The 15,048-nt window shown below is 65.8% G+C and carries 25 protein-coding genes; 19 read left to right on the plus strand and 6 right to left on the minus strand.

Annotated features, from left to right (window positions below; translation table 11 throughout):
• Positions 1-15 precede the first annotated feature (15 nt).
• From IE113_RS04625 to pspF, 4 genes are all read right to left on the minus strand, one after another.
• Positions 16-735 carry a DUF448 domain-containing protein gene (locus IE113_RS04625; protein ID WP_189539253.1) on the minus strand — a complete coding sequence of 240 codons (720 nt, stop codon included), beginning with the start codon at positions 733-735 and terminating at the stop codon, positions 16-18.
• Positions 716-2,353 (minus strand): transcription termination factor NusA, encoded by a 1,638-nt coding sequence (gene nusA, locus IE113_RS04630; RefSeq protein ID WP_189539254.1) that lies wholly within the window; start codon positions 2,351-2,353, stop codon positions 716-718. Before nusA ends, IE113_RS04625 begins: the two co-directional genes overlap by 20 nt.
• Positions 2,354-2,355: 2 nt before the next feature.
• Entirely contained in the window at positions 2,356-2,931 is a 576-nt protein-coding gene (rimP, locus tag IE113_RS04635) for a ribosome maturation protein RimP (RefSeq protein WP_189539255.1), read from the minus strand.
• A gap of 141 nt (positions 2,932-3,072) precedes the next feature.
• Positions 3,073-4,116, minus strand: coding sequence for a phage shock protein operon transcriptional activator (pspF, locus tag IE113_RS04640; protein WP_189539256.1), 1,044 nt, complete (start codon positions 4,114-4,116; stop codon positions 3,073-3,075).
• A 151-nt stretch (positions 4,117-4,267) separates the two neighbouring features.
• On the opposite strand from pspF, the gene IE113_RS04645 reads away from it, so the two are divergent.
• From IE113_RS04645 to IE113_RS04700, 12 genes are all read left to right on the plus strand, one after another.
• Positions 4,268-4,444 carry a hypothetical protein gene (locus IE113_RS04645; RefSeq protein WP_189539257.1) on the plus strand — a complete coding sequence of 59 codons (177 nt, stop codon included), beginning with the start codon at positions 4,268-4,270 and terminating at the stop codon, positions 4,442-4,444.
• Positions 4,445-4,455: 11 nt separating this feature from the next.
• On the plus strand, positions 4,456-5,367 hold the full coding sequence (pspA, locus tag IE113_RS04650) for a phage shock protein PspA (protein ID WP_229822142.1): 912 nt from the start codon (positions 4,456-4,458) through the stop codon (positions 5,365-5,367).
• A gap of 4 nt (positions 5,368-5,371) precedes the next feature.
• A complete protein-coding gene (gene pspB / locus IE113_RS04655) occupies positions 5,372-5,662 on the plus strand; it encodes an envelope stress response membrane protein PspB (RefSeq protein ID WP_189539258.1) in 291 nt (96 codons plus the stop codon).
• Between the two features lies 1 nt (position 5,663).
• Complete coding sequence (gene pspC, locus IE113_RS04660) at positions 5,664-6,041, plus strand: envelope stress response membrane protein PspC (RefSeq protein WP_189539259.1); 378 nt, start codon at positions 5,664-5,666, stop codon at positions 6,039-6,041.
• Between the two features lie 23 nt (positions 6,042-6,064).
• Complete coding sequence (locus IE113_RS04665; RefSeq protein WP_189539260.1) at positions 6,065-6,349, plus strand: hypothetical protein; 285 nt, start codon at positions 6,065-6,067, stop codon at positions 6,347-6,349.
• Positions 6,346-6,654, plus strand: coding sequence for a hypothetical protein (locus IE113_RS04670; protein ID WP_189539261.1), 309 nt, complete (start codon positions 6,346-6,348; stop codon positions 6,652-6,654). The genes IE113_RS04665 and IE113_RS04670 overlap by 4 nt, the downstream gene beginning before the upstream one ends.
• Positions 6,655-6,665: 11 nt before the next feature.
• Positions 6,666-6,971, plus strand: a complete 306-nt coding sequence (locus tag IE113_RS04675) for a hypothetical protein (RefSeq protein WP_189539642.1) — start codon at positions 6,666-6,668, stop codon at positions 6,969-6,971.
• 32 nt (positions 6,972-7,003) lie between these two features.
• Positions 7,004-7,255: a hypothetical protein gene (locus tag IE113_RS04680; RefSeq protein ID WP_189539262.1), complete on the plus strand. Its 252-nt coding sequence runs from the start codon at positions 7,004-7,006 to the stop codon at positions 7,253-7,255.
• A gap of 24 nt (positions 7,256-7,279) precedes the next feature.
• Positions 7,280-7,507 carry a hypothetical protein gene (locus tag IE113_RS04685; protein ID WP_189539263.1) on the plus strand — a complete coding sequence of 76 codons (228 nt, stop codon included), beginning with the start codon at positions 7,280-7,282 and terminating at the stop codon, positions 7,505-7,507.
• A gap of 79 nt (positions 7,508-7,586) precedes the next feature.
• On the plus strand, positions 7,587-8,594 hold the full coding sequence (locus IE113_RS04690) for a hypothetical protein (protein ID WP_189539264.1): 1,008 nt from the start codon (positions 7,587-7,589) through the stop codon (positions 8,592-8,594).
• 7 nt (positions 8,595-8,601) lie between these two features.
• On the plus strand, positions 8,602-9,012 hold the full coding sequence (locus IE113_RS04695) for a SufE family protein (protein ID WP_189539644.1): 411 nt from the start codon (positions 8,602-8,604) through the stop codon (positions 9,010-9,012).
• A 111-nt stretch (positions 9,013-9,123) separates the two neighbouring features.
• Entirely contained in the window at positions 9,124-9,480 is a 357-nt protein-coding gene (locus tag IE113_RS04700) for a YbaN family protein (RefSeq protein WP_189539265.1), read from the plus strand.
• 4 nt (positions 9,481-9,484) lie between these two features.
• Here IE113_RS04700 and IE113_RS04705 read toward each other — a convergent pair whose 3' ends face one another.
• Together IE113_RS04705 and IE113_RS04710 are read right to left on the minus strand one after the other, a co-directional pair.
• Positions 9,485-10,003 carry a sterol desaturase family protein gene (locus IE113_RS04705; protein ID WP_189539266.1) on the minus strand — a complete coding sequence of 173 codons (519 nt, stop codon included), beginning with the start codon at positions 10,001-10,003 and terminating at the stop codon, positions 9,485-9,487.
• A 4-nt stretch (positions 10,004-10,007) separates the two neighbouring features.
• Positions 10,008-10,421: an acyl-CoA thioesterase gene (locus IE113_RS04710; RefSeq protein WP_189539267.1), complete on the minus strand. Its 414-nt coding sequence runs from the start codon at positions 10,419-10,421 to the stop codon at positions 10,008-10,010.
• Positions 10,422-10,531: 110 nt separating this feature from the next.
• Between IE113_RS04710 and leuC the strand changes: the two genes are divergently transcribed.
• From leuC to grxD, 7 genes are all read left to right on the plus strand, one after another.
• Positions 10,532-11,968, plus strand: coding sequence for a 3-isopropylmalate dehydratase large subunit (gene leuC / locus IE113_RS04715; RefSeq protein WP_189539268.1), 1,437 nt, complete (start codon positions 10,532-10,534; stop codon positions 11,966-11,968).
• Between the two features lie 56 nt (positions 11,969-12,024).
• The gene (locus tag IE113_RS04720; RefSeq protein WP_189539269.1) at positions 12,025-12,204 is read left to right on the plus strand and encodes a hypothetical protein; all 180 of its coding nucleotides are present in this window, start codon (positions 12,025-12,027) and stop codon (positions 12,202-12,204) included.
• A complete protein-coding gene (gene leuD, locus IE113_RS04725; protein WP_189539270.1) occupies positions 12,204-12,800 on the plus strand; it encodes a 3-isopropylmalate dehydratase small subunit in 597 nt (198 codons plus the stop codon). Before IE113_RS04720 ends, leuD begins: the two co-directional genes overlap by 1 nt.
• Positions 12,797-13,795 (plus strand): NADPH:quinone oxidoreductase family protein, encoded by a 999-nt coding sequence (locus IE113_RS04730; RefSeq protein WP_189539271.1) that lies wholly within the window; start codon positions 12,797-12,799, stop codon positions 13,793-13,795. Before leuD ends, IE113_RS04730 begins: the two co-directional genes overlap by 4 nt.
• A gap of 114 nt (positions 13,796-13,909) precedes the next feature.
• Positions 13,910-14,233: a DUF1476 domain-containing protein gene (locus tag IE113_RS04735; protein ID WP_189539272.1), complete on the plus strand. Its 324-nt coding sequence runs from the start codon at positions 13,910-13,912 to the stop codon at positions 14,231-14,233.
• A gap of 3 nt (positions 14,234-14,236) precedes the next feature.
• Positions 14,237-14,470, plus strand: a complete 234-nt coding sequence (locus tag IE113_RS04740) for a BolA family protein (protein WP_189539273.1) — start codon at positions 14,237-14,239, stop codon at positions 14,468-14,470.
• Between the two features lie 20 nt (positions 14,471-14,490).
• A complete protein-coding gene (grxD, locus tag IE113_RS04745) occupies positions 14,491-14,820 on the plus strand; it encodes a Grx4 family monothiol glutaredoxin (protein ID WP_189539274.1) in 330 nt (109 codons plus the stop codon).
• Positions 14,821-15,048 lie beyond the last annotated feature (228 nt).

Below are 15,048 nucleotides of genomic sequence, written 5' to 3' on the forward strand. Positions count from 1 at the left end.
TAGGCCCTTCACGTCTCAATTCGTCGTCACGGCAACAGGCGCGGCGGAATCCGCCGGGCTATCGCCTTCATTCTGTCCGGTCGCCGCGCCATGCCCCAGATAGCGCAGCAAGCGCTGTAGCGGGATGGCCAGCCGTTCCGCCGCCGACCGGTCGGTCAGCGCCATGTGGACGACGTTGTCGCGGCCCAATGCCACAGACAGCGTTGCCCGGTCCAGTGGCAAGGTGATGCCCTGCTTGCCGGATCCTTCCTCGTCCTCGCCCACGCGCCAGGCCTGGTCCAGCTTGCGCGAACCGTCCTGCCCGGCATCGGCGGCGTGCGCCAGCCAGCGGACCTTGCCCATCCGGGCATTCTCCGCGATCCGGTCGGACCCGACCAGCAGCTTGCCGCTTTTCATTTCCAGCCCCAGCCGGTCGGTGAAGGCGCGGGTCAGCGCCGCTTCAATCCGCTGCGGCAAATCGGCCGGAATGGTCAGCGCGGCACCCTTGTAGGCTCGCGCCAGCGCGCCTTTCAGCTTGCCCTTGGCCAGTGCGGTTTCCAGCTCCCCGCGCGACACGCCGATCCACGCCCCCCGCCCCGGCGCACGCGCCAGCGCATCGGGCAGCACATCGCCATCGGGCGAAATGGCAAGCCGGATCAGCTCATCCCGCGAGCCGTGGCTCCCGGTGAGGATGCAGCGCCGCTCGGGCGCTTCCAGGCTGTCGGAACCTAGCGCGTCATTGTGAGGAATCCGCATCGGCGGCCTCCTCGGTAGCCGGTTCATCCTCGAACCAGTGGGCGCGCGCGGCCATGATGATCTCGTTGCCCTGCTCTTCGTTCAAGCCATATTCGCCGAGCACGCCGCCCTTGTCCTCGACACGGTCGCTGCGGCGCGGCGCGGTGGCGGACTTGAGCGAGTTGTCGCGGCGGCGCTGTTCGGTGCGCTTCTTGGCAATGAGTTCGTCGGTGGCGAGGTCGGCCAGATCGTCCAGCGTCTTGATCCCGGCCTTGCCCAGCGTGACCAGCATCGCTTCGGTCAGGTGCGGGATTTCGGCCAGCGCATCCTCGACGCCCAGCGCGCGGCGTTCCTCGCGGCTGGCTTCCTCGCGGCGTTCCAGCGCTTCGGTGGCGCGGCTTTGCAGCTCCTCGGCCAGTTCCTCGTCGAAGCCTTCGATCGCGGCCAACTCGTTCACATCGATGTAGGCCACTTCTTCCAGCTCGCTGAAGCCTTCGGCCACCAGCAGCTGCGAGAGGGTTTCGTCGACGTCCAGTTCTTCCTCGAACATCTTGGAGCGCTCGGCGAATTCCTTCTGGCGCTTTTCCGAAGCTTCCGCCTCGGTCATGATGTCGATCTGCGAACCGGTCAGCTGGCTGGCCAGACGCACGTTCTGGCCGCGGCGGCCGATCGCCAGCGAAAGCTGGTCATCGGGGACAACCACTTCGATGCGGCTTTCTTCCTCGTCGATCACCACGCGGCTGACAGTGGCCGGCTGGAGCGCGTTGACGACGAACGTCGCGGTGTCTTCGCTCCACGGGATGATGTCGATCTTTTCGCCCTGCAGTTCCTGCACGACGGCCTGCACGCGGCTGCCCTTCATGCCGACGCAGGCGCCGACCGGGTCGATGCTCGAATCGCGGCTGATCACGCCGATCTTGGCGCGGCTGCCCGGATCGCGGGCGGCGGCCTTGATCTCGATGATGTTGTCGTAGATTTCGGGCACTTCCTGCGCGAACAGCTTCTTCATGAATTCCGGGTGCGCCCGGCTGAGGAAGATCTGCGGACCGCGGTTCTGGCGCTCCACCTTCAGGATCAGCGCGCGGACGCGTTCGCCGACGCGGGCGACTTCGCGCGGGATCTGCTGATCGCGGCGGATCACGCCTTCGGCGCGACCCAGGTTCACGATCACGTGGCCGAATTCGACCGACTTGATCACGCCGGTGACGACTTCGCCGGCACGGTCCTTGAATTCGTCATACTGGCGATCACGCTCGGCATCGCGGACCTTCTGGAAGATCACCTGCTTGGCCGACTGCGCGTCGATGCGGCCCAGATCGACCGGCGGCAGCGGATCGACGATGAAGTCGCCCAGCTTCGCGTTCGGATCGAGCTTCTGCGCGGCCTTGAGGTCCACCTGCTTGAAGTAGTCCTCGACTTCCTCGACCACTTCGACGACGCGCCACAGGCGCAGGTCGCCGGTGCGCGGGTCCAGCTTGGCGCGAATGTCGTTTTCCGCGCCGTATCGGTTGCGCGCGGACTTCTGGATCGCTTCTTCCATCGCCTCGATCACGATCGACTTGTCGATCATCTTCTCGGTCGCGACGGAGGTCGCGATCGCAAGCAGTTCGGCGCGGTTGGCAGAAATCGGACTGGCCATAATCAGTCTTCCTGTTCTTCAAGCAATTCGTCCGCGCCACTGGAATCCAGCGGGCGCGTGGCAGCAATCAGCCGGTCGGTCAGGACCAGCTTGGCGGAATGAATATCGGACAGCGGGAAGGAAACGCGGCCGGACTTCTTGTCCTCCAGCGTCACCACATCGCCTTCCAGGCCCACGAGTTCGCCCTGGAGCGACTTGCGATTCCCTTCGACCGGAACGGTCAGATTGATGCGAGCCTCGTGACCAGCCCAGTTGGCATAGTCCTTGGGGCGGGTCAGCGGCCGGTCGATCCCAGGCGAGCTGACTTCGAGGCGGTAGGCATCCGCGATCAGCACTTCGCCCGCTTCTTCCAGCGCGTCCAGCGCATCGGAGACGCGGCGCGACAATTCGGCGCAGTCCTCGATCACCAACTGGCCGGTTTCGGGACGCTCGGCCATGATCTGGAGCGTATGCTCGTCGTCATGGTCGGAAATCGGGCCGATCTCTCCACCCTTGTAATAGCGCACGCGCACGAGATCGAAGCCGAGCGCTTTCGCCTCCGGCTCAACAACCTCGATAATCCGCGCGATATCCGCCATGCCAACTCCGTTTTGCCCGAAAAGCGAAATGCCCGTCTGCGCCGGCCCCTTTCGGCGCCAGCCCTGACCTTGGTTCACAATGTCGGGATGAGCAGTCCGTTAGGCCCATTTCCCGCGAAACGCAAGCAGAGTCTGCGCCGCTTATCCCCGCTCCAGCAGGCCATGCTTCTTCATCGCATGGCGCAACTGGTCATAGCTGAGGCTCAGCGCTTTCGCGGTCTGCCGCTGGTTATAGCGGTTGCGGCCCAGCGCCTGTTCCAGGATCGCCTTTTCGTGCGCGTCCACCGCCGCGCGCAGATCGTCGATCGAATCGAGCGGCGGCAGCGTGGGGGTGCCGGCCGGGGCGGGCTGGAACACCGGGTGATCCTCGCTGCGCACGGCGTTAAGCGCCTGCGCCATCGGCTCCGGCTTCCACGGGCTTTCGAACGGGTTGAACTGGATGTGGGCGATCGGGGTTTCGGGATCGCCCCAGCGATAGACCGCACGCTCCACCACGTTGCGCAATTCGCGCACGTTGCCCGGCCACTGGTATTCCTCCAGTGCGCGCAGGGCATGGTCGGAAAAGCCGGGCCACCGCTCCCAGTCCAGCTCGGTCGCCATGCGGCGGCCGAAGTATTCGGCCAGCACGTGAATGTCGCCCTCCCGCACGCGCAGCGGCGGCAGGGTGATGACCTCGAAACTCAGCCGGTCGAGCAGATCGGCGCGGAACCGGCCCTGATCGGCCATGCGCGGCAGGTCCTCGTTGGTGGCGGCGACGATCCGCACATCCACCCGGATCGGGCGGGAAGAACCGATCCGCGTGACTTCGCCATATTCGACCGCGCGCAGCAGGCGTTCCTGCGCGCCCATCGACAGCGTGGCCAGTTCGTCGAGGAACAACGTGCCTTTGTCGGCTTCCTCGAACCGCCCGGCCCGCGCTCTGGTAGCGCCGGTAAAGGCCCCTTGCTCATGACCGAACAGCTCCGCCTCGATCAGCGTTTCCGGCAGTGCCGCGCAGTTCAGCGTGACCAGCGGCTCGCCCCAGCGCGGCGACAGGCGATGGAGGCGCTCGGCGATCAGTTCCTTGCCGGTCCCGCGCTCACCGATCACCAGCACCGGGCGGCGCATCGGCGCGGCGCGGCTGGCGCGTTCGACCGCGTCGAGAAAGGCCGTGGACTGGCCGATGAACTGAACGTCACGATCCATTCCCAACATATAGTGAAAATTCCCAACATTGGGAACAGGCGCCAATATGTCGTTCGTCGATTAATCCGCAAAAACCCGCAAAATCGGCCCGACCGCAATTTGGCACACCCTTTGCGAAGGGATGACCAAACGCTTTACCACGAGGAACGCCATGTTCACCAAGCCTCTCTCCGCCGCTTCCAAGCTCGACAAGGCGATCATGCTGTCGATCACCGCGATGCTGGCGATGAACGTCGTCGTGCTGGCCAACCAGCTGGATGCGGCCCCGGTGGTTGCCCAGTATGCACAGCCCTCGACGCAGCCGGTCGCTGCGGCGCAGCAGGCCTGATCGGCACGATCATGGTCAACGATCCCTTCAACCCCCTTGGGCCGGAACGCGACGAGCCCCCCGCTGGCGGCACCCAGTCCCCCCGCCACAGCGACGTTCCGGCCCAAACCCTCTCCAGCGGGAGCACCGGCTCCGCGCGCAAGGCCTCGCGCTTCGATGACGAAGTGGAACGCCTGCGCAAGTCGCCCACCCCCGCCGCTTCTTCGCTTTCCAGTATCGGAGTACCCTTGATGGGCATTTTCAGCCGCACCCGTGACATCATCGCCGCCAACTTCAACGAGTTGCTCGACAAGGCGGACGACCCGTCGAAGATGATCCGCATGATCATCCTGGAGATGGAGGAAACCCTGGTCGAAGTGCGCGCCAGCGCGGCCCGCACCATCGCCGACCAGAAGGAAATGCACCGCCACACCGTGAAGCTGGACCGCCTGCAGGCCGACTGGGCGGAAAAGGCCCAGCTGGCGCTGAGCAAGGACCGCGAAGACCTGGCCCGCGCGGCGCTGGTCGAAAAGAAGAAGGCCGCCGACATGGCCGACCAGCTGAAGGCTGAAATTGCCGTGCTGGACGATGCCCTGCGCGCCTACGAACTGGACATCGAAAAGCTCCAGACCCGCCTGCGCGAAGCCCGCAGCCGCCAGACCGCGATCGCCGCCCGCCTGGAAAGCGCCGAGAACCGCGTCAAGCTGCGCACGCTGCTGGCCAGCGAGCGGGTGGACGAGGCGATGGCCCGGTTCGACCAGCTGGAACGCCGCGTCGATTACGCCGAAGGCCGCGCCGATGCGCTGAGCCTGGCGGACGGCACCGGCCAGCCCAGCCTGGCCGACCAGATCTCCGCGCTCGCCGGGCAGGACAAGATCGACGAGGAACTCGAAGCCATGAAGCGCGCCCTCTCTGGCGGCGCCAACACCACCAAGGAGGGCTGAAGCCATGGAAGAAATCGTCCTGTTCGGATCGCTGTTCATCGGCCTGCCGTGGCTCATCCTGCACTATGTCACCAAGTGGAAGACCGCCGCGACGCTGACCGTCGATGACGAGGCGATGCTGGAGGAACTCTACCAGCTGGCCCGCCGCCTGGATGAACGGATGGACACGGTCGAGCGCCTGGTCGCTGCCGACAACCCGGAATTCCGCCCGGCCCGGCTGGTCCACGACCGCGAGATCGACAACCAGCCGCTGCGGGAACTCGACCGCATGATTGCACGCAAGGGGGGGAAGTAAGATGAACAGCCCGCGCACCAGCTTTTACCGCGACAAGCAGAACGCCAAGTTCATGGGGATCTGCTCCGGCATCGCCGACTATACCGGGATCAACGCGATCTGGGTGCGGCTGGCCGCGATCGGCCTGGTCTTCATGACCGGCGGCGGGATCATCCCGTTCTACTTCCTCGCCGGGTTCCTGGCGAACAAGAAGCCGCCGCACCTCTACGTCGATAGCCAGGAACAGAAGTTCTGGCAGCGCGTGCGCCAGTCGCCGGCCCGCACCGCCCGCGACGTGCGCGCCAGCTTCCGCGACATCGACCGCCGCCTGGCCGACGTCGAACACTATTACGTCAGCGCCAACCCGCGCCTGTCTGAAGAAATCGAGCGGCTGCGCTGAGCGCGGCCTGAGGGGGAAAACCGATGGGTGAACTTGCAATCCTGGTCCCGCTGGCACCGTTCCTGATGGTCGCCTTCATCGTCTGGACCAAGCACCAGTCCAAGGTGGCCGAGCTGAACGCCCGCGCCACCGCGGAAAAGGCCGCGCTGTATGCCGCCAGCAATTCCGACCTGGAAGAGCGCGTGCGGGTGCTGGAACGGATCGTTACCGACAAGGGCTATGACGTCGCCAGCCAGATCGAGGCCCTGCGCGATGCGCGCAAGGTCGAGGCGCTGCTGGACGCGCGTGAGCCAGAGGTGCGGCCGTGAACTGGGGCAGTCCGGAATTCGTGATCGCGCTGGTCGCGATCTCGACCGGGGGGTGGCTGATCAACAACTGGATCCGCGCCCGCCACGGGTATGCGCTGGAAGACGAATGGGGCGGCAAGACCGTCCAGGCCGAAACCGACAACACCCGCGCGCTGAGGGCCGAAAACGCGGACTTGCGCGAACAACTCGCCCACTTTGCCGACCGCGTGAAAGTGCTGGAACGCATCGCCACCGACAAGAGCATTGCCGTCGCCGCCCAGATCGAAGCACTGCGCGACGCCCCTGAACTGGAGAACCGCCCGTGAGCCCTGAAGTGATGCAAGCCCTCGCCCCCGCCGCGTCGATCTTTGCCGTTGTCGGCGTGGTCGGCTGGGTCGTTACCACCTGGCTGCGGGTCAAGCACGGCTATCCGCTGGAAAGCTCGTGGGGCAAGGCGATCTATCCCAAGACCAGTTCCGAGGAACTGGAGCGGATCAAGCTGCTGAGCCAGGAAAACGCCCAGCTGCGCGCCGAACTGGGCTCGATCAAGGACCGGCTGGGCAATGTCGAGCGGATCGTCACCGACAGCGGCTACAGCCTGACCCACCAGATCGAGGCGCTGCGCGAGCTGCCGCGCAACTGATCCGCACGCTGCTTGTACCTGGGGAGGGAACCATGAATTTCTGGAATGCCGTCGTGCTGGTCGCAGCGATCATCGCCGTCGCCAACATCGTAATGACCAAATATCGCTACCAGGGCACCGGGAAGGGCGCGATCGACGCGCCCGGGACCTCACCCCGCGAACTGGAACTGGAACGCGAGCTGGCCGAGCTGAAAGACCGCCTGCACGTGCTGGAACGCATCGCCACCGATGATCGCCAGTCGCGCTCCATCGCCGCCGAAATCGAAAGCCTGCGCGACAAGTAGGCCCACCCACGGGGAGTAACCGCCATGATCAGCGAATACCTCGTCGTTTCCCTTGCCACCCTGGCCGCGATCGGCATCGTCGCGGCAGCCATGCTGAAAGGCTGGCAGGGCTGGCTGACGCTGAAGCTGCGCGAACTCGACGCGCACCGCGGCGAGCCTGAATCCGGCTCCGGCATGGCCCGGATCGAGATCGCCGACCTGAAGGAACGCATCCGCAAGCTGGAGGCCATCGCCGCCGGGGTGGACCTTTGACCGTCCCCCCGCAGCGTTGACAAGCGTGGCGGGGCAAGGAAAAGCGGGTTTTCCCATTCGCGAAAGTAGCTTGCCCACCATGCGTCGATTTGCCCTGCTGCCTGCGCTTGCCCTGATCGCTGCTCCTGCCCTGATCGCCGCTCCTTCGCACGCCGAACCGGCCAAGGCTCCGCCGGCGCAATCCCCGCAGACCAAGGCGCTGATCGCCGCCGAAAAGCAGTGGGCCAGCTATGATGCACAGGCCACCGGCTGCGGCTTCACCACCACCACGGTCGATGTGATCCAGCGCCGCGAAATCTCGCTGCAACGCAAGCTCGCCAAGCTGGGCGATCCCACGATCAACGTTGCCCCGACCAAGGTCGCCCCCGTCGGCTGCACCGGGCCGTTCCACGGCGAAATGGTCGGCGCAACGATGGTGACCACGTGGGACTGGCTGACCCGCCTCAACACCTATTCCGAAGCCGCCTCGACCGCCGGCTGGACGCAGGGCATCGCCAAAACGGGCGGCTATGCCGAGGTCACCCACCAGGCCCTGATGACCGGGCTGACCGATAGCCTGGTGAAGTCCAACAGCAAGGCGGCGATGGACCAGCGGCGCCAGGCGCTGCAGCAGGAAGCGGTCGCGGTGATGATCCTGATGTGCCGCGAACGCCGCCCGGCGGCGAGCGACTGCCCGGAAGTGCCTGCCGGACTCAAGGGGCAGGAAGCCATGGCCCGCGCCCGGCTGGCCGAAATCGAACGCGCCGCGCTCCAGCTGGAAGCCCCGGCCAAGCGCGACGAAGTGGACGCCATCGGAGTGGCCTGGCGCCTGCAAAAGGACGCCAAGGATACCTCCACCAGATGCGTGGACGGCGACCGGGTGATCTTCCCCCATTCCAAGGAAGCCAAGCGCGGCATCCTGCCCGGCCAGATCATGCTGTACCTGCGCGAGTGGGGCCTGCTGACACCGACCAACACCGATAACCCGGATGAACTGGTGACCATCGGCGAAACGCCAGACGGCTTTCAGCTGCTCTATTCAACCGAGCTGAAAGTGGGCTTCCGCGATCCGGTGAAGCGCAAGTTCATCGCCTGTGAGGCCTTCTGATCCCGCCATGCGCAGCCTGACCGACATTCTGGAAGAATACGAGTTCCTCGACGGGGACGAACGCTATCGCCTGCTGATCGAGCTGGGGCGCGAGCTGGAAGCCATGCCCGATCCGCTCAAGACCGACGCCACGCTGGTGCGCGGCTGTTCGGCCAGCGTCTGGGTCTATCCGATGCGCCGCGATGACGGGACGCTGCACTTCCTGGCCGACAGCAATGCGGCGATCACCAAGGGGATCGTCGCGCTGGTCGTCTCCGCCGTGCAGGACCAGCCCGCCGCGACTGTTGCCGACACCGATATCGCCGCCCTGCTCGCGCCGTTCGACCTGAAAAACCAGCTGTCCTCCAACCGCACCCAGGGCGTGCCGAACATGATCGCGCTGATCCGCGAGACGGCGGCCCGTTATGCCGCTGGTTAGCATGCCCGTGCCCATCCAGACTCGTCATTGCGAGCGGAGCGAAGCAATCCAGAGCGCATTGCGCGACGCTCTGGATTGCTTCGCTCCGCTCGCAATGACGAAGTAGGCATTATGCCGCTGGCTAAACCGCTGTGGCTGGGCGCGGGCCTCTCCGCGCTGGGGCTGGGCGTGGTCGGTGCGTTCCTGCCGATCATCCCGACCGTGCCGTTCCTGCTGCTCGCCGCATTCTGCTTTGCGCGGGGCAAGCCGGAATGGGCGCAGCGGCTTTACGACCACCCGCAATACGGCCCAGCCATGCGCCAGTGGCGCGACCGCCGCGCCATTCCGCGCCGCGCCAAGGTGTCCGCCGTGCTGGCGATGACGGCGGGCGTCGGGTTTACGTGGTTCACCGTGGGCTGGCCGTGGGTGCTGATTTCGGTGGCGGTGCTGGTCACGGTCGGCCCGTGGATCTGGACCCGCGCAGAGTAAATAATCAGTCTTCCACCGCCTCGCGCAGCACGGCGATACCCGCCGCACGCTGGGCTTTCAGTTCCTGCTTCAGCACGGCCGGATCGCGCGCGAAGACAAAGCCGAAGCTGACCCCGCCTTCCTTGCCGATGGTCGCGTGGTGCAGCTTGTGCGCCTGCACCAGCCGCTTGGCGTAGCCGCGCTTGGGCACCCAGCGGAACCAGCGTTGATGGACCAGCCCGTCATGCACCAGCGTATAGATGATGCCGTAGAACAGGATGCCAAGCCCGATCCAGGTGCCCGGGGCCCACGCGGCATCGCCCCGGATCATCGGGCTGCCGATCGCGAACATCGAAATGCTCATCGCCGCACCGACCAGCGCGTACTGGTCGTTCTTTTCGAGGAAGTTGTCGTGCGGTTCGTGGTGGTCGCGATGCCAGCCCCAGCCCCAGCCATGCATGATGTACTTGTGGCTGGCCCAGGCGACCCACTCCATTGCCAGCACGGTGGCGATCACGATGGCGCTGGCAGCCAGAAAGCCCATCGGTTCAGCCCTCGGCCGCCGGCGTGCGCGGGAAGAAGAACGCGGCTACGTCCGCGCCGATGCGGGCCGGGCGCAGGGTGACGGTATCGATGCAGCACCAGCTGGACTTGATCTCGGCCAGCACGTCCTCGCCCCGCTTGACGATGGTCTGGTAAAACGCGCGCGCGCCGTGGATGCTTTCCAGCACGACTTGCGCGATCACTTCGTCATCGAGGAACGCGGGCTTGCGATAGGTAATCTCGTGCTTGAGCGCGACCCACGCGCGCTCCGCCACGGCGTCGGCCGGGGCCAGCTTGTGCCAGTGCGACAGCACCGCATCCTGGACCCAGCCCAGATAGCGCGCGTTGTTCACGTGGCCCATGAAGTCGATGTCGGTGGGAAGAATCTTGATCGGAAAAAAGTGCGCGGGTGCAGTCATACCCGCCCTTTAGCCGGTTCAAGGTGACATTGCTATTAACAACGATGCAAGCAAGCCCGGAAATCGGCCAGTGGCTTGCCAATTGCGCCGCGCTGTGGCTATCGGCCCATATGGCACACACTCCGCGCACGCTGTATGACAAGATCTGGGACGCCCATGTGGTGGAACGCCGCGATGATGGCACCTGCCTGATCTATATCGACCGCCACCTCGTCCACGAAGTCACCAGCCCGCAGGCGTTCGAATCGCTGCGCGCAGCGGGCCGCAAGGTGCGCCGACCGGACCTGACGCTGGCCGTGCCGGACCACAACCTGCCCACCACGGCGCGCCGCGACGCCGCCGGACAGCGCATCCCGATTGCCGACCCCGAAAGCGCGCAGCAGCTGGCCGCGCTGGAACGCAACGCACCCGAATTCGGCATCCGGCTGATCGGTGATGCCGATGTGGAACAGGGCATCGTCCACGTCGTCGGCCCGGAACAGGGCTTCTCCCTGCCCGGCGCGACCATCGTCTGCGGCGATAGCCACACCGCCTGCCACGGCGGGCTGGGCGCGCTGGCGTTCGGCATCGGCACCAGCGAGGTGGAGCACGTGCTCGCCACGCAGACCCTGCTGCTCAAGCAGTCGAAGAACATGGAAGTCCGGGTCGAGGGCGAACTGGGCGCGGGCGTGACGGCGAAGGATGTCGTCCTGCACATCTGCGGCGTGCTGGGCGCGTCGGGCGGCACGGGCTATGTCATCGAATACACCGGCTCCGCCATCCGGAGCCTCTCGCTGGAGGGGCGGCTGACCGTGTCCAACATGGCGATCGAGCACGGCGCGCGCGCCGGCCTGATCGCGCCGGACGAGACGACGTTCGCCTATCTCAAGGGCCGCCCGTTCGCGCCGAAGGGCGAAGAATGGGACAAGGCCGTCGCCTGGTGGCGCAGCCTCGCCACCGATCCGGGCGCGAAGTATGACAAGGTGGTGGTGATCGACGCCGCCGACATCGTCCCCAGCGTGACCTGGGGCACCTCGCCCGAAGATGTCGTGCCGATCACCGGCGTGGTGCCCGCCCCGGAAAGCTTCACCGATCCGTCGAAGCAGCAGGCCGCGCAAAAGTCGCTCGACTACATGGGCCTGACGCCGGGCCAGCGGCTGGAAGAGGTTGAAGTGCAGAACGTGTTCATCGGTTCTTGCACCAACAGCCGGATCGAGGACCTGCGCGCCGCCGCTGCCGTGATCAAGGGCCGCAAGAAGGCCGATAACGTGCGCTGGGCGATCGTCGTCCCCGGCTCCGGCCTCGTCAAGCGCCAGGCCGAGGAAGAGGGGCTGGACCGCATCTTCATCGAGGCCGGGATCGAATGGCGCGAACCGGGCTGCTCAGCCTGCCTCGCGATGAACCCCGACAAGGTTCCCGCCGGGGAGCGCTGCGCTTCCACCAGCAACCGCAACTTCGTGGGCCGGCAGGGTCCGGGCGCGCGCACCCACCTCGTTTCCCCCGCGATGGCGGCGGCGGCGGCGGTGACCGGCAAGCTGACCGACGTGCGCAAGCTGACTTCCGCCTGAGGCAAATTGCCGCCTGATGCTTGAACGCCGCGCCAGCGGTCACCATAGGACAAGTCATGACCGACAATTCTGAAAAGTCCGAAAAAGCCAGCTGGACCGGCAAGGCCGCCCTGGCCGGGGCCGCAATTGGCTCTGCCGCGCTTGCCGCCGCCTTGCTCTATGCCTCGCGCCGCAAGGAACGCACGGAAAAGGCATCGTCCAAGCCCCTGCCCGATGACCTGCCGGAGACCGATTGATGGAGCCGGTGAAGGAAGTTGCCGGCCGCGCGATCCCGTTCGGCCGCAAGAACGTTGACACCGACGTCATCATTCCCGCCCACTGGCTGAAGACCATCACCCGCGACGGGCTCGGCCGCGGCGCATTCGAAGCCCTGCGGCAAGACCCGGACAACCTGTTCGATTCCCCCGAGTTCAAGGGCTCGCCGATCCTGATCGCGGGCGACAATTTCGGCTGTGGCTCCAGCCGCGAACACGCCGCCTGGGCGCTGCTGGACCTGGGCATCACCGCCGTGATCGCGCCCAGCTTTTCCGACATCTTTTCGGGCAACGCCTTCAAGAACGGCATCCTCACCGTCGTCCTGCCGCAAGCGGCGATCGACCGGCTGATGGAAGTGGCGCAGACCGATCCGGTTACGATCGATCTGGAAAGCCAGACCGTGACCACGCCGTTCCAGGACCGTTTCAGCTTTGAAATTGATCCGTTCCGCAAGCATTGCCTGCTCAACGGCCTCGACGAAGTGGGCCTGACGCTGGCGCGCGGCGATGCGATCAGCGATTATGAAAACAAGAGCGCGGGGGAAACACCCTGGCTGGCAAAGGGAGTAGCTGCATGAAAGCCTTGAGGACGCACGCGGTCGGTGGACCGGATACCCTGACGCTGGACGAGCTGGACAGCCCCGTCCCCGGCCCCGGCCAGGTCCGGATCAAGGTCAAGGCCTGTTCCATCAACTTCCCCGACGTGCTGATCATTCAGGACCTTTACCAGTTCAAGCCCCAGCGCCCCTTCTCGCCCGGCGGCGAAGTGGCGGGGATCGTCGACGCGCTGGGCGAAGGCGTGACTGGCTGGAACGTGGGCGACCGCGTGATCGCGATGATGGGCAATGGCGGCCTGGCCGAGGAAGTGCTGGCCGATGCCGCGCGGATGTGGCCCCTGCCCGCCGACGCCAGCTTTGAAACCGGCGCGTCGCTGCTGATGACTTATGGCACCAACATGCACGGCCTGCTGGATCGCGGGCACCTGAAGGCGGGCGATACCCTGCTGGTGCTGGGCGCGGCGGGCGGCGTCGGGCTGGCGGCGGTCGAACTGGGCAAGGCTTACGGCGCCAAGGTCGTCGCGGCGGTTTCCAGCGAGGACAAGGCCGCCGTCGTGCGCGAACACGGCGCGGACGAAGTGGTCGTCTATCCCCGCGCGCCGCTCGACAAGGACCAGTCCAAGGCGCTGGCCGAAGCGTTCAAGGCCGCCTGCGGCCCGAACGGCGCGGACGTGGTCTATGACATCATCGGCGGCGACTATTCCGAACCGGCGGTGCGCTCCATCGCGTGGGAAGGCCGCTTCTGCGTGGTCGGCTTCACGGCGGGCATCGCCAAGCTGCCGCTCAACCTGACCCTGCTGAAAAGCTGCGATGTCTGCGGCGTGTTCTGGGGCGCGTTCGCCGCGCGCGATCCGCAGGCGAATGCCAAGCACATCGCGACCTTGTTCGAATTGCTCAAGGCGGGCAAGATCAACCCCAAGGTTTCCGCCACCTTCCCGCTGGAGCGCGGGGGCGAGGCAATCCAGCTGCTGGCCGACCGCAAGGCCATCGGCAAAGTCGTGGTGACGATGAACTGACCAGCGCGCTTGCCTCTGCTTGCGCGGAGTGTAAGGCGTTTCGTGATTCCTTCAGGCGACGCCTTGCGCCGCAAGCGCAAGGCGGCCGCGCCAGACATTCGAGCAGGAGCAGACATGACCGATTTCAAAGACCGCGAACGCGCCGAGGAAGCCAAGTTTGCGCACGATGAGGAAATGCTCTTCCGCATCACCGCGCGCCGCAACCGCCTGCTGGGTGCCTGGGCCGCGGAAAAGATGGGCCTCTCCGCCGTCGAGGCTGAAAGCTATGCCAAGGCGGTCGTTCAGGCCGACTTCGAGGAAGCCGGGGACGAGGACGTGATCCGCAAGCTGCTGGGCGATCTGGTTTCGGCCGGGGTCGATGTCAGCGAGGGCGACGTGCGCGCCGCGCTGGACGCCAAGGCCGTGGAAGCCCGCCGCGCGCTGATGGGCGAGGCCTGAGCCATGGCCATGGCCGCCTCTGAAATCGAGGCGCTGATCAAGGCTGCCCTGCCCGATGCGGCCGTGACCATCACCGACCTGCGCGGCGATGGCGATCACTATGCCGCGCACGTCGTGTCCGCCGCCTTTGCCGGCAAGCCGCGCATCGCCCAGCACAAGCTGGTCTATGCCGCACTGGGCGGACGCATGGGCGGCGAACTCCATGCCTTGCAACTGACCACCGCCGTTCCCAATTGAGCGGCGAAGGAGCTTACCCCATGTCCGATACCAACGAGCGCATTGCCGACATCGTGAACACCAATGACGTGGTGCTGTTCATGAAAGGCACCCCGCTGTTTCCGCAGTGCGGCTTTTCCAGCCGGGCGGTCGCGATTCTCGACCATCTGGGCGTGCAGTACGAAAGCGTCGATGTGCTGCAGGACATGGAAATCCGCCAGGGCATCAAGTCGTTCTCCGACTGGCCGACGATTCCCCAGCTTTACGTGAAGGGCGAATTCGTGGGCGGCAGCGACATCATGATGGAAATGTTCGAAGCGGGCGAACTGCAACAGCTGGTCACCGACGCAGGCGTCGCATCCGCCAGCTGAGCGGGCCGCAGCGCCGGACGAAACGCCGGTCGAAACAGGGCCTCCTGCCACGTGCAGGGGGCCTTTTTCGTGCGCCACGGGCGCGCCTGGCCAATGGCCGGATAGCAGCGATCTGGGGGAAGGCGTTCTCGGGGAGGCGGGGCCGCGGAGACCAGAAGCGGCCCCGCCTCAGTCGAGACTGCTTGGGGTACGGATAACAATGCACCGACCGTGCCAAATGGCTCGATA

This window comes from Novosphingobium arvoryzae, assembly GCF_014652615.1.
Lineage (GTDB): Bacteria > Pseudomonadota > Alphaproteobacteria > Sphingomonadales > Sphingomonadaceae > Novosphingobium > Novosphingobium arvoryzae.